Origin of the sequence: Companilactobacillus sp. HBUAS59699 (genome assembly GCF_036913575.1) — a bacterium.
Classification (GTDB): domain Bacteria; phylum Bacillota; class Bacilli; order Lactobacillales; family Lactobacillaceae; genus Companilactobacillus.
Window position 1 is genome coordinate 42238 of sequence record NZ_JAYKTV010000001.1, and the last position, 14890, is coordinate 57127.

The 14890-nt window shown below is 38.3% G+C and carries 8 protein-coding genes; 5 read left to right on the forward strand and 3 right to left on the reverse strand.

Annotated elements, in window-relative coordinates:
- The first annotated feature begins 412 nt into the window (after positions 1-412).
- Both U8519_RS00215 and U8519_RS00220 read left to right on the forward strand, forming a co-directional pair.
- Complete coding sequence (locus tag U8519_RS00215) at positions 413-2419, forward strand: cation:proton antiporter (RefSeq protein WP_334328325.1); 2007 nt, start codon at positions 413-415, stop codon at positions 2417-2419.
- Between the two features lie 419 nt (positions 2420-2838).
- The gene (locus tag U8519_RS00220; RefSeq protein WP_334328326.1) at positions 2839-5562 is read left to right on the forward strand and encodes an HAD-IC family P-type ATPase; all 2724 of its coding nucleotides are present in this window, start codon (positions 2839-2841) and stop codon (positions 5560-5562) included.
- A gap of 57 nt (positions 5563-5619) precedes the next feature.
- On the opposite strand, the gene brnQ is transcribed toward U8519_RS00220, so the two are convergent.
- The gene (gene brnQ, locus U8519_RS00225; protein ID WP_334328327.1) at positions 5620-7014 is read right to left on the reverse strand and encodes a branched-chain amino acid transport system II carrier protein; all 1395 of its coding nucleotides are present in this window, start codon (positions 7012-7014) and stop codon (positions 5620-5622) included.
- Between the two features lie 619 nt (positions 7015-7633).
- Here brnQ and U8519_RS00230 point away from each other — a divergent pair.
- The 3 genes from U8519_RS00230 to U8519_RS00240 all read left to right on the forward strand — a co-directional run bounded on the left by U8519_RS00230 (position 7634) and on the right by U8519_RS00240 (position 11031).
- On the forward strand, positions 7634-8860 hold the full coding sequence (locus tag U8519_RS00230) for an argininosuccinate synthase (protein ID WP_442892103.1): 1227 nt from the start codon (positions 7634-7636) through the stop codon (positions 8858-8860).
- Positions 8860-10242 (forward strand): argininosuccinate lyase, encoded by a 1383-nt coding sequence (argH, locus tag U8519_RS00235; protein WP_334328328.1) that lies wholly within the window; start codon positions 8860-8862, stop codon positions 10240-10242. Before U8519_RS00230 ends, argH begins: the two co-directional genes overlap by 1 nt.
- 87 nt (positions 10243-10329) lie before the next feature.
- Positions 10330-11031, forward strand: a complete 702-nt coding sequence (locus U8519_RS00240; RefSeq protein WP_334328329.1) for a hypothetical protein — start codon at positions 10330-10332, stop codon at positions 11029-11031.
- Positions 11032-11419: 388 nt separating this feature from the next.
- Here U8519_RS00240 and U8519_RS00245 read toward each other — a convergent pair whose 3' ends face one another.
- Positions 11420-11887 carry an ASCH domain-containing protein gene (locus U8519_RS00245; protein WP_334328330.1) on the reverse strand — a complete coding sequence of 156 codons (468 nt, stop codon included), beginning with the start codon at positions 11885-11887 and terminating at the stop codon, positions 11420-11422.
- Positions 11888-11957: 70 nt separating this feature from the next.
- A complete protein-coding gene (locus tag U8519_RS00250) occupies positions 11958-14861 on the reverse strand; it encodes a hypothetical protein (protein WP_334328331.1) in 2904 nt (967 codons plus the stop codon).
- Between the last annotated feature and the right edge of the window lie 29 nt (positions 14862-14890).

Sequence of the window (14890 nt, forward strand, 5' to 3'; positions counted from 1 at the left end):
TAGACATAACAACAAAAGGGTACGTTACGGCAAGGTTGTCATAGAGTACTCTTTTTATTTTGTGGAATAAAGAACCAATTCCTACTGTTATTTCAGTCTAATATCAAATTAGTAGCGAGTTAGTAACGTGATAACGCAAACCCAGCTGGCGATGGTCAACAATGGAATCCGCCGTAAAAGTGTTCTTAGCGATTCATCGCTTAGAACACTGGACGACTGGGAAGACTACAGGCTTCCCAGCGAGGCTTAAGACGAAGACTTAAGCCGGTCCACGGCAGATGGAATTGTGGACCATCGCCAGCGGCAACAAAACGTTAACAAAACGCCAACAAAAATACCTTTTTTTGTTTCAACCTACGAATGATAGCGTTAGAATTAAACAGTCAAAAAACTATCAGGGAGGGCAATTTAATTGGAAACTGTCTTTTTAATTTTATTGTTGGTAGCGGCGGTTGTTGTTGCTAATGCAATTTATGCCCGTTTCAATCTAGTCCCAGTCGCATTTTTACAAATTGCTGCAGGATTAGTTTTATCATTTGTACCGTTATATAAGCATTTTGAATTAGAACCAGAATTATTTTTACTAGCTATAATCGCAGTGTTAATGTTTAATGATGGTCAGAATACTAATATTAAAAAATTAATGCACCAAATGGGAACGACTTTGTCGTTGTCGGTGGTCTTGGCAATAATTACAGTGCTGATCGTTGGAACTATAACGCATGCTTTGATTCCAGAATTTTCATTGGCACTGGCGTTGGCTTTGGGAGCAATCATTACTCCGACCGATGCCGTAGCGGTATCTTCGATCACTAGTAAAGTACTAGTCCCTAGGGAAGCTATGAGTACTTTAGAAAACGAGTCTTTGTTCAATGACGCTTCCGGTATCGTGGCTTTTAACTTAGCCATCGCAGCACTGGTTACTGGCAAGTTCTCAATAACTAGTGGTATAGAGAGTTTTCTATATGTCTTCTTAGGTGGAATTCTAGTGGGATTGGTTTTGGGATATGCTATTGTTGCTTTGAGAATCTTATTGATCAATATGCGTGTCGATACACCTTCAGTTGTTGTACCATATACACTTATGACACCATTTATAGTTTATCTAATTGCTGAAGCTGTTGGTGTTTCGGGAATTCTAGCGGTTGTAGCAACCGGGTTGATCCATGGTTTGCAACAGAATCGATTACGTTTAACTACTTCTCGATTACAAATAGTTATGAGTACTACTTGGTCGATCGTTGCTAGTATTTTGAATGGGATAGTCTTTGTTCTGCTCGGATTGTCGTTACCTGGTGTCATCAAGAATCTTCATCAACGTGATACTGGTTCAGTTGCTATTCTGATTGGTTTGGCTGTGTTGTTATACGTTGTTATGACGGCACTAAGATTTTTCTGGACACAGTTGGACTTGGCAAGAATACGAGCTTGGAGTTTCCATGATAAGTTAATGAATAGCATAGTTATGGCACTGAGCGGCGTTCATGGAACTATTACTTTGGCGATGGCATTCTCCTTGCCGTTAACACTGGGTGATCACGCGTTCACTTATCGTAATGACATAATTTTTATCGCGGCAGTGGTGATTTTAATAAGTTTGATCGTGCCGACATTAGTTTTGCCATTTATGCTCCCGAAGAAGGTTTCTGCAGTGAATGGGACTGAATTAGCGCAGGCAAAATCAGAAATGGTGCGCAATGCTGTTCAGATGGTGCAATCTCAATATAGTGATTCTCCAGAATGTGGGGCAGTTATTCAGATCATTGAAGGACAGCGTGCAGCTGAAGGCAGACCCAATAAAGCAACCTTGTCAGAAATATTTAATAAGGCTTTTGATATCGAACATGCGACTGTTGAAAAAATGTTGCAAGATGGTGAAATAAATGATCAAGAATACGGTCTCTATTCTAAATTCATGCGTCAGACAGTTGTTCAAAATTCGAATGGCTTCCGAAAACAAATAATCTTGATGTTCAAATTTGTCTTTGTTGCAAGATTATCGATGAGTAAAAAAGCCCGTGCACGACGTAAGATGGTTAGACAAACTGTTAAAAAGAATCATAGTAGGAGTCGAGAAGAATCAATAAATGAAAATCGTAAAGTGTGGAGACGTATTCGTGAAATAGAAGGTAAACCATACAAAGATGTTGTTGAATTTCTCTCATCACAAATGACAGATAAGAATGAAGTTGAAACAGGAATTGTACGTCGAGCCTTTGATCAACGTCATCGCCGATTATCTGGAACTCGTGATTCACAAGACTCTCAAAACGAATTACTAGTACAGGTATTTCAACATGAGCACAACTTCGTTCAATCGCAAGTTGCTACTAATAAGTATAGTCGGGAATTAGGTAATGAATTGTATCAACAAATTTCGACCGATCAATTAGTCAGCTTCCAAACATTTGAAGACTAACAAAAAATAATTTGGGACATTGTTGTTCTCTCCTTTAGATTTTGGCTTAGACGCTTAAATCCTAACACGAGAACAGTGATGTTCTTTTGTTTTAGCCAAAAAAGAATATAAAAAAACTGGTATTGATCTATTCATCAATACCAGAAAATATAGAACCTCAATAATGCTTAATTAATATAAATAGACAAAAATCCCGTCAAACTAAAAATGATATAACCAATACCCCAGAGGCGGTATTCTTAACAACACCCCAAACCAATTAAATTTTTCCTTTGACAATCTGTACACAGCCCCATATCATTGTTATACACAAATATAATTATCCAAATACTCGAAAGGAAGTGGGCACCTTGGTCCTTTTTAAAAAGATTTTTCGTAATTTAACAGATAAATACAACTAATAGGAGTAAACAAATTAAATGTTACTAGAAGACACAGAAACAAGCTCCAAAGATAATTCCAAAGAACCCCCGAGAAACTCAACCCAACTTTGGCAACTCGATGAAAAAGAAGTTGGCAAAAAGTTTAAAACTAACACCGAAGACGGTTTAACTAGTGCTGAAGTCAAACGTCGTTTAGACCGCAATGGTCGCAACGAATTGGAAGTTAAAAAGCAGTCTAAATTTATCCAGTTCGTTAAACAATTCAACAACAGTATCATCTATATTTTAGCAGCTGCCGCTATTATGACTTTCTTGATGCACCGTTATTCTGATTCTATTGTTATTGGTTTAGTTATTATTGCTAACGCCATTATCGGTTATATTCAAGAGCAACAAGCTGGTAATGCCTTGGAAAAAATTCGAGAAATGTTAGTTTCCAAGAATTTCGTCTTTCGTGATGGTGAAAAACTGGAAGTTGATGCCCGTGAACTAGTTGTTGGTGACTTAGTCAACTTGGAAGCCGGTGATGCAGTGCCTGCTGACTTGCGTTTGATCTCGGCTGACAACTTGAGTGTTCAAGAATCAACTTTGACTGGTGAAACTAATGCCGTTGAAAAGATTGAGGATACTATTTCTGATACTAAATTGCCGTTAGCTGAACGTAAAAACATGGTTTATGCTTCAACAGCGGTTACGAATGGATCTGGTCTAGGAATTGTCGTTGCTACTGCTGGTGATACGGAGATTGGTCAAATTCAAGATTCCGTTGAATCAGTCAAAGAAAAGCCCACTCCTTTGATGAAAAACTTGAATTCACTTGGTTTTGGTCTATCTGTTGCTATTTTAATCGCCGCAGTACTACTATTTATCATTGGTTATTTTATTGATACTTACAGCTTACCAACACTTTTGGTTGCTGTTATCACAATGGTCGTCGGTTCCATGCCTGAAGGTTTACCAGCCAGTACTTCTGTTGTCTTGGCCATGGGAACTCGTAAAATGACCAAACGTAATGTTATCGTGAAATCATTGCCGGCCGTTGAAACACTGGGAGCGGTGGATATCGTTAATACTGATAAAACCGGTACTTTAACTAAAAATGAAATGACGGTTCAAAAAGTTATCACCCCAACTCATGACTTTGACGTCACTGGTGTTGGTTACGATGCCGACGGTGGAGTCGATTTCGAAGGTAGTCTAAAACTCAACGGTCAAAACTTTGATTGGCAAAAAGACTCTAGCATGCAATGGCTAGTTGATATAGCTGGTCAAACTACTGATGCACAGCTTCACTTTGAAAATAATCGTTGGGAACTAAACGGTGAACCAACTGACGGGGCCTTAACAACTCTTTATCGAAAAATGACTGGTCATGACCCTGAAGTTGATGAAATCGATTCATTACCATTTGATTCTGCCTTCCGTTTTTCAGCTCGTTTAGCTAATTTGAATCACCAACGCGTTTTGATGGTCAAAGGTTCACCAACTACAATCATTAACGCTTCGGTAAGATCAACTGATGCCACCTACTGGAATAACAAAATCAAAGAATTGACTGCCGACGGTTTAAGGGTGGTCGCTTTGGCCTATAAACTGGTCGACGATGACTTTACTGAAATACAAGCTGATCAAATTAGCGGACTAACTTTGGCTGGTATGGTCGGCATCATTGACCCACCACGTGAAGAAGCCCGTAAATCAATTCATGAATTGCGCATGGCTGGCATTAAAGTCAAAATGATCACTGGTGACCATCCCGACACGGCTTCAGCAATCGCTAGAAAATTAGACTTGGATTCCGTTATTAGAGCCATTACTGGCCCAGAAATCGATGCCATGTCTGATGATGAATTAACCGCTAAAATTGACAATTACAACGTCTTTGCTCGTACAACACCTGCTAACAAATTACGAATTGTTCGTGCTCAACAAGCTAATGAACATGTTGTTTCGATGACTGGTGATGGTGTCAACGATGCGCCAGCCTTGAAGCAAGCCGATATTGGTGTCGCTATGGGTATTAAAGGTACCGAAGTTGCTAAAGAATCAGCTAATATGGTGCTAGCCGACGATGACTTCGCTGATATCGTTGTCGCCGTGCGTGAAGGTCGCCACGTTTTCGATAATATTCGTAAAACCATCCGTTTCCTTCTACCAACCAGTTTTGCGGAAGGTTTAATCGTTGTTATCAGTATCTTGTTGGGTCAAGATTTACCACTTTATCCCGCACAATTATTGTGGATCAACATGGTTTCCGCTTTAACTATCCAATTTGCTTTCATTTTCGAACCACCAGAATCAGGTATCATGGCTCGAGGACCGCGGAATGTTAAAGCCGGACTGTTAACCAAATTAGATACCTTTGAGATCGTCTACGTTTCACTCTTGATTTCAGGACTTGGCATCTGGGCCTTCGACTTCTTAACAGGCAAAGGAATGCCCGAAGTTGTCGGAAGTACTATGGCATTAAATATCATCATTTTCGGTAAAATTTTCTACCTGTTCAACCTCAGAAATGACCATCCCGTTATTTCCAAATATTTCTTCCAAAACAAGATGGCCTTTTATATCATTGGAATTTTAATTGCTTTGCAATTGGGAATTATTTATCTTCCGTTTATGCAATCCATCTTCCACACAACTAACATCAACTTCACTTACGGTTGGCTAATTCCAATCGTTGCTGGGGTAATTGTGCTAGTTGTAACCGAATTGGGTAAATTTACCCGATTCCATTTATTGCAACGAAACATTAAATAGTTTTAATGACAAAAAAGTGTTTATGAGAAATTAAATCTCATAAACACTTTTTTTGTATTAATATTTTGACTCTTGAGAAACGTTATCGTTGTTAGAGACGAAGACTCCCATTTTACCTAATACTAATCCGAGTACGAATCCTAACAATGTTGGTGTTACCCAACCAAGTCCTAGACTAGCAAATGGTAAGTATTGATGATATGTATTAACAGCGAATTTTACAAATCCAGTTTGTAGTGCTGCAGGGGCAGAGGCAAACATGTCAAGGACAGCAGGTAAAACTGTAAAGGCGATAGTCATTTTGTAAACTACACCGGCGTATGGTTTGTTGTGAACTGTTAATGATACTAAGATCAAAGCTAATGAAAGTGGGTATAGGAGCATTAGAACAGGTAGAGACCAACTGATGATGGTATCAAGTCCAGCGTTAGCGACAACAAATGAAACGAAGCAAGTAACACGAAGCCAAGTTAGATAGCTAACTTTAGGAAATAGTTTATGAAAATCTTGAGCGAATGATGCAACTAATCCCATTGCAGTCGTGAAGACACCAAGTGTAACTAGTAGTCCTAACAGTGCGGCACCAAAGTTACCAAAGTAGTAACCGACGATTGATGATAAGGCATCGCCACCATTAGCTGACAATTTCATTTTGTTCAAACTAAAGGCACCTAATAAAACTAATCCCAGATAGATCATAACTTCAAGACCGATACTCAATGTTCCAGCTCTAGCTGTTAGGGATGATAATTCTTTGTCTTTGTATCCTAATCCACGAACAGCGTGAACGAAAGTAACACTCAATGCTAGTAAGGCAACAGCATCAACGGTGTTGTAACCTTCCAACATACCACTGACAGTAGCAGTTGTTTGATATGTGGTTGTAGGCATGTGATTCAAGCCGCCCATGGGATTAACGAATGCTACTAAGAAAACTACAGCTAATAATGCCAAGAAGATAGTATTTAAATATTTACCAACGTACTTAAGAAGTTTACTTTGATGAACAGTTAATAGGTAAGCAACTCCAAAGAATAAAGCTGTGAAAACTAACATGCTTACACGATCGAAACGTGCAGGCAAGAATGGTTTAACTGCCATTTCATAAGCTGTGGCAGCAGTACGAGGAGTACCGAAGAAAGGTCCGATGGTTAAGTGAACTAGTACTAAGAACAATGCGGCGTAATGTCTGCCAACTGGTCTGGCCAAGTCGTATAGTCCATCACTCTTCGTAACGACAACGGCAAGAATTGCTAATAATGGAAACAACGAGCCTGAGACTGCGAATCCAATCGCAGCTGCGAACCAATTATTACCGGCCATTTGACCTAAATGAACTGGAAAAATTAAATTACCTGATCCAAAGAACATCCCGAAGATGAGTGAGCTGACTACCAACAGCTGAAAAAACTTATTCCTTTTTGACTTTGGTTCTAATAAATCGTTTTGCATAAAAAGTCCCCCTAGAATTTTGCGTAATGTAATTTATCTGACTAATCTGTGTAATGCCACTAATATCAGAATCCATAATACTCACCACCTTAAAGTTAAACGCTAGTTTCCACTCTCTAAAACAAAAAGAGCCCTTCTCCCATATGGGAAAAGGGCTCTAATTAAAGAACGGTACCACCTTTTTGAGTAGTTTAAAAAAACTACTCACTCAAATCACGGACAAAATAATCCGCTAGCCTGATATTGGTGGCAACCACGATGATCTACATATCGACATCGAACTCAGAAATGATTTTCGAAGGTTCTCGTAACGGTCACTTCTCATTGAACGTGACTCACTGTGCGTAATTGAGATTTCTACTTTTTTCCTCAACGTTTGTTTGATTTATTGGTGCTTATTATAAACACGAAAAATTGGAAATGCAAGAGTAAATATTAATTTATTTCTAATTAGTTTTTTCCTTCCTTTAACTAATAAAATCTGTTGTTTGATAATCACTGGCATTTGGTGTTGTAAGAAAAATAAGCATTTTCACAAATTTACTCTTGTTTCAAAATAAGAATGGTGTTAATCTTTTGTACATCAAATTAATTTTTTTCTAATCGGAGGAGACGCATTATGACAGAATCAAAGAAAGTAGTACTAGCTTATTCAGGAGGTTTGGATACTTCGGTAGCCATTCCTTGGTTAAAGGATAAAGGATACGACGTTATCGCTTGTTGTATCAACGTTGGTGAAGGTAAGGATCTTGACTTCATCAAAGAAAAGGCACTTAACGCAGGAGCTATTAAAGCGATTGCGATTGATGCACTAGAAGAATTCGCAGATGGATATGCACTTGTTGCGTTGCAAGGACATACGCTCTACGAAGGTATTTACCCGCTACTCTCCGCTCTCTCCCGACCATTGATTAGTAAAAAATTAGTAGAAGTAGCTAAAAATGAAGGTGCAGATGCTGTTGCTCATGGCTGTACCGGAAAGGGTAACGACCAAGTTCGTTTTGAAGTTGCGATTCATGCTCTAGCTCCCGACCTAGAAGTATTGAGTCCCGTTCGTGATTGGCACTGGTCTCGTGAAGAAGAGATCGATTATGCTAAGGATCACAATATTCCGATTCCAATTGATTTAGACTCACCATATTCAATCGACGCCAACATTTGGGGCCGTGCTAATGAATGTGGAGTACTTGAAGATCCATGGAACGAAGCTCCAGAAGATGCTTTTGCACTGACAACTCCAATTGAAGAGACACCGGATACACCTACTAGTGTTGAAATCACCTTCGAACATGGTATTCCAGTGGCACTTGATGGTATTGAAATGAAGTTAGTCGACATCATTCAAGAATTGAATAAAGTTGCTGGTGAGAATGGTATCGGACGTATTGATCATATTGAGAATCGTCTTGTAGGTATTAAATCTCGTGAAGTATATGAAGCACCTGCAGCTATGGTTTTGATTCAGGCTCATAAAGAGCTCGAAGATCTAGTTCAGGAACGTGGATTGGCCCACTTCAAACCAGTTATTGAAAAAGAACTTTCAGAGTTGATTTATAATGGTCTCTGGTATTCACCATTAATGAAGTCATTATTAGCATTTTTGGATGAAAGTCAAAAATCCGTTAACGGTGTTATTAAGATGAAACTGTTCAAGGGTAACACTTGGATTCAAGGACGTAAGTCAGCTAACTCATTGTATGACCTCAATTTAGCTACATACACATCTTCAGATTCATTTGATCAAATTGCTGCCAAAGGATTCATCAAATTGTGGGGACTTTCAACTCAAGTAGCTGCACAAGTTGAACAAAAAAATGCCGATGAAGAAGTAAACGAGGTTCAATAGTGAGTACTAAGAAATTATGGGGTGGACGTTTTCAAGCTCAAGCTGAAACTTGGGTCGATGAATTTGGAGCCTCGATTAGCTTCGATCAATTGATGGCCGATGAGGATATTGAGGGTTCATTGGCACATGTTAAGATGCTGAAGAAGACCAAGATATTGACTGAAACTGATAGTAACAAGATAATTGCTGGATTAGAAGAATTACAGCAAGAATTACATGATGGTAAATTAAAATTTACAGTTGAAAACGAAGATATTCATATGAATATCGAAAGTATTCTCACACAGAAGATTGGACCAGTTGCCGGCAAACTACATACGGGTCGTTCACGAAATGATCAAGTCGCTACAGATTTTCATCTTTATGTTAAGAATCGCCTGCCAAAGATAATTACTGAAATCAAAACGATTCAAAAAACCTTGGTAACCTTAGCAGAAGATAATGTGGAGACGATCATGCCGGGGTACACCCATCTACAACACGCTCAGCCCATTTCATATGGTCATTACTTGATGGCTTATTATGCCATGTTGAAACGTGACGTAGAACGATTTGAATTTAACATGAAACATACAGATATTTTACCTTTAGGTGCCGCAGCCTTAGCCGGAACAACTTTTCCAATTGACCGTAATTATACAGCTCAGGAATTAGGATTTAACGAAGTTTATACTAATTCACTTGATGCCGTGTCTGATCGAGATTTTGTCTTAGAATTTTTGAGTAATGCCTCGATTTTGATGATGCATCTATCGAGATTCTGTGAAGAGATCAGTATGTGGGTCAGCTATGAATTTGATTACTTAGAATTAAGTGATAAATATACAACCGGAAGTTCCATTATGCCTCAGAAGAAGAATCCTGATATGGCTGAGCTTATCAGAGGCAAGTCGGGTCGTGTCTATGGTCATTTGATGGGATTATTATCAACGATGAAATCATTGCCGCTGGCATATAATAAGGATTTACAGGAAGATAAAGAGGGGACTTTTGATACTGTAAAGACACTTTTACCAGCTTTACGAGTGTTCAATGGGATGATCGCCACTATTAAGGTCCACAACGATAAAATGTACCATGCGACTGAAAACGACTTCTCCAATGCTACAGAATTGGCTGATTATTTAGCTACCAAAGGAATACCATTCAGAGAGGCTCATGGAATCGTGGGTCAATTAGTGTTAAAGGGGATTGAGACACATCATAATCTTCAAGATATAACTATGGAAGAATTCAAACAGATTTCTCCGTTGATCGAAGAAGATGTTTATAATGTTTTGAAACCGGAAGTTGCTGTTGAAAGACGTAATTCATTAGGCGGTACAGGTTTCAAACAAGTTAAGATACAAATAGAACAAGCCAAAATAGATTTGGCAAACTAAAAAAGAGCGGATTTTTCGCTCTTTTTGTTTGCATTAATTTGTATGATACACTATCAGTAAATCAATTAACGAGTAGGGGTTATTATTATGAAACGGGCAATTCTCGGAATTATTTTGGCAACTATGGCGTCATTTGGTACTGTTAATGTTGTTCAAGCTTCAAGCAAGACATACACTTTTGAAGCTTCTGATACAATCGTTATCACAGCGTCTCCTAAGAAGGATTCGCAGAAGTATGCTGTTTATAAGAAATCAAAAGGTAAGATGATAAAGACAGGTAAGACGGTAAATATGGCCAAGGATGACAAGATTCAGTATTGGCGTGCTAATCCGGTGGAAGTGAAAGGCAAGACCTGGTGGCAAATTGCCGACAATAAGTACTTCCAATCCAATCGTGTGGCGGTAGTTGATACTGAAGAGATGGAGAAGTTGGGACGACCAGTTACCAAGTACGCTAATTACACGCCTGATCTACCAACCTACGAAGGTGGTAATGCAGTAGTTGTTATTGCTGCCTCACCGAAGAATGATAGCCAGACGATCGGTGTTTACAAACTAAAGAATGACAAGCTAGTTTATACTGGTCAACGTGTAAATATGGACAAAGGAAATGGCAAGAACAAGACCATTCAGCATTGGAAGGCCAATCGAGTTACGATCGATGGCAAAGAAGTATGGCAAGTAGGGGATAACTTATACTTCAAATCATCACGTGTAAGAGAATTGAATACGGTCAGAATGAATGACTTGGAACAAAAAATAGATAATTACGGAAACTATCCAGGATGAAAAAATGAGATATGACTTTTATTGTCATATCTCATTTTTTGTTACTTGTCGTAAGAAGTATTCCAGCAATTCTTTTTTATCGGGTTTATCTAAGTAAATATAGGACCTGGGAGTCTTAAAATTTGGAAATCTTTGTTTTAGGTTTGCCAATGAAGTACTGGTAAATTCGGTAAGGGAGATAATAGGTATTTCGTACCCATCTTTGACCTTAACAGGAACTCCTAGTTTTAAGAACAATCCTACTGACTTATCAATTCCAGATGAATAGACAATTGCCTGACACTCAGAGTGTAAAAATCTCTTACGATGCTCGACCGTTTGCTCACCGCCAATAATTTTTTTAACATATTTAGTTTTAAGTGATAACAGAATTATCGGCAGGTGCGGGTTATATATCTCCGTTAATTTCGTCATAGACTTTAACAAAAACCTCGCACAAGCAGGGTATATCCTCAGTGAATTTTTTGCCGGCTTCGGCATATTCTTTGGTGAAGAAATCTTCATGAACTTCACGCCAATATTTCAAACTACGGTCTCCTTCGCCCTCATGATAGGCATGCTCTGCGCTGACTAAGTTAAAAGGGATGACTTCTGTAACGAGTGTCTTAGTGATACAAACTGGTTGTTCGTCAGCATCGAGAATAATGTTGTAATCACCAGTTGTCGGCATGTAATCCGTATCACTGTACAAATCATAAGCAGAAGAAGTCGCTGTTTTGACATTTTTGTCAACTAACTCAGCCAGAGTTTGGGGATCGCCGCCAAAAATTGTTATGTCACCAATAGGATAATCCTCGCGGGGACTCTTATTCTCTAAGAACTTGTCCCAATATGCTTTGATAGTTTTTTTGTCCATGATAACCTCCAAGTTAGTTGATACTATACATAAATAATATCATGTAATCCCTAACTTGTTTGAGTTAATTTTAAGGAACATCCCTCGCTTCCCACACCCATTGGCCTTGGAAAGTTCCGGGTTTAACATGTTCATCATAATTGAAGACGACACAGATACGATCTTTTATTTTTTGAGTAAAATCAGTCGAAGTCATTTTTTGGCCATCATTAGGATCATTAGTTTTTCCAATGAATAATTCATCAGATTGTAGATTTTCATCTAAATAAACTGCATGAGAAATCTTTAGATCATCATAATCGATACTTTCAAACTCTGACATAGATAGGAACAAGTCTAATGGCTTGGCATTTTCCTGACGATAGTCGTTTACTTCAACTTTTTCGTCAAAGTTAGGGTGGAGGTGAGGTGATTTCTCACCGACCATCAGTTGCTGACCAAAATCAATATTCTCAGGTGCAACGATTTCGACGTTACCGGGTGCCTTACGGAAATAGAGAATAGCAGAACCTTCATTACCATCATTATCTAGTATTTTTACAGTGAGTTTATGAATTTTAATGTCCTCAATGTCATTTGTATTGAAGTCTTTGATATTCCAATTTTGATTTTTACCTTTACTAGGATTTTTGATATCACTAGCAATTGTTTTGTCCGTACCATTATCAACAGAATATCGAATGTTCTTAATTGTTCGACTGTCTTTGTCAGACCAAATACCGCTGATATTAAAGTGGGGCTCTGAAGGTATGTAGGGGTTGTCTTCGGCAGATTCAGGAGTAATGATACTGATTTGAGGAGCATTGGTCGATTCGGCAGGAATGTAAAAAGTACTTGTACTAATAAGTGAAATATTTCCTTCTTTATCTTTGAACCAAACATAAGCAGTGTGTTTTCCAAGCAGTTTGTCCGTTAAATCTATGGAAGCATTCCATTCATGTGGGACACCGGCTACTTTTTCTTCGTCTTTTTGAGAATATGAATTAACCTTTTCAGCAGCTTCGAATTTGTCGTTATCTAATGAAACAAATAATTCAACGTCGTTACTGTCGAAATCATACCAAGAGCCAGTTAAATCATATTTATGAGTTCCATGAGCAACAATATCTGGATCGTCATTGGTTCCTCGTTGATCCATATTGTTGACAGGAGCAAAGTTCTTTCTATTTAGATCAACAGATCGCGAATAACTTAATTTAACTGAATCTCCGACCTCTAAAGTTTGATGTTCGGTGTGCATTGTAACTCCAGAATCCCAGAGCGGGGTACTTTCAGAAATATATTCAGGCTTATCTTTGGGATGTTTATAATGCAGTTTTCCTAATCGCTTACCTGCACCAGGGTCGAATCCTTTATCTCCAGGATCTTCGTCATAGTAGAAAGCATTAAACAGACGCTCTGGAACACTTCCGGGCTTGTAACGACCATCGCTGTATTGATAATTAACGCTATGTTTCCAAGGATTACCAGTGAATTTTGCTTGAAGAATAGACCCAAATAGAAATGACAAGCCACCACCGGCATTTGTATAACCTTTAAATTCTTCGTATGACTTGGTTATGGATCTTGTTGCCCAAGCCCAAGGACTGTTGTTGCCATTCATATGGAAATTAATGCGTGATTCGGCATTGTCAGACTGCATATAAAATCCACGGCCATTACCGAGGGAACGCATAGGAGCATAGTCACCAATATTGACCCCTTTTTTGTCTTTGATCTGTGCGAAGTCTTTTGTCAAAGTTAAATCGTGAAAAGCAAATCCAATAAAATCATCGAATTCCTTGTTACCAACATTTTTGTAATTTATGTCGGTAAAAACTTCACCGTAAAAATCAAAACGTTGAACGATCGAAACTTCAATTTTGTAAGTTCGTCCTTTTTTTACATGTTGTTGAAAGAAGACTAGTTTTTGTTCCTCAAAGCCGGTTTTAGGATCTAATCGAAAATATAGCTTAGGAATGGTTAACATTGAAGAATCAGCTCCAGCAATATCTGGTCCACTCATTGATGGAAAATGCTTTTTATCAGTGGCGGATAATTCCGTATTATGGATGTCGGTAGTAACAAAGGTTCCATCTGAGCCTGATTTACCATCGGACGCTTGGCCGTCTCCAAAGTTATGTGTGTACATGTGCGTGTGGTCATTAACAAAATTTCCGTCGGTATGTAAATCAGTTCCCTTAGGAGCTGTTACCATACAGAAATTTGGAGCTGTAATGCTATCTATTCTACCGTCGCCTTTAGGATTTTTTTCATAAGCCTTGGCAATTGTCATGTGCATTCTTACGAAGTTGATATCTCCAAAGTATAAGAAGGGTACAGTGATATTTCCATCGTTATGTTCTAAAGTAGGTCCCTGACTAAGTCGAAAATTTTTGGTTTGTTGCCACTCTTCACCTGGTTCGTCATGCTGAACTGTTTTTTCGTCTGGGTCTTCGATCTCTTCCTCAGAATTTTCTTTGGCTTCAGTAGATTCATCATTTTCATTGTTGGTGGAATCATTATCTGATGTTTCGATTGAATTATTTGTGTCAGTGCTTTCTTGACCTGTTTGCTTATCAGTGTCAACTGTCAATTCTTTAGTAATCAAATTATGCTTTTTCTTATCATTTACAGAAAGAATTGTGTAATCGCTTTTCAAAACCTTAATTTGAAATTGGCCCTTTTTAATATTATCTTTAAGATTGATTTCGATATATTTTTCTTTTTCGTTAATAGATATATTTTTTTTGCCAAGTTCTTTTTCTAAATCTTCGGAATTTATATCTTTAATGTTTTCAGAACTTACTAACAGCTCTTTATCATTATTTGGTAATTTATATTTTATCGTCGCCTCGTAATAATCATCGTTTAATTCGATATCGGTAATATCAGCTGAAGCGGTATCTGTGTTTATTGCTGCCTGAGTGATACTAGTGAATAAATTAGAGATGAATAAGATCGAGATGATCAAGAGTATTTTTTGTTTTTTCATGCGGGGGTTAACCTCCGTTGTTTTTGATT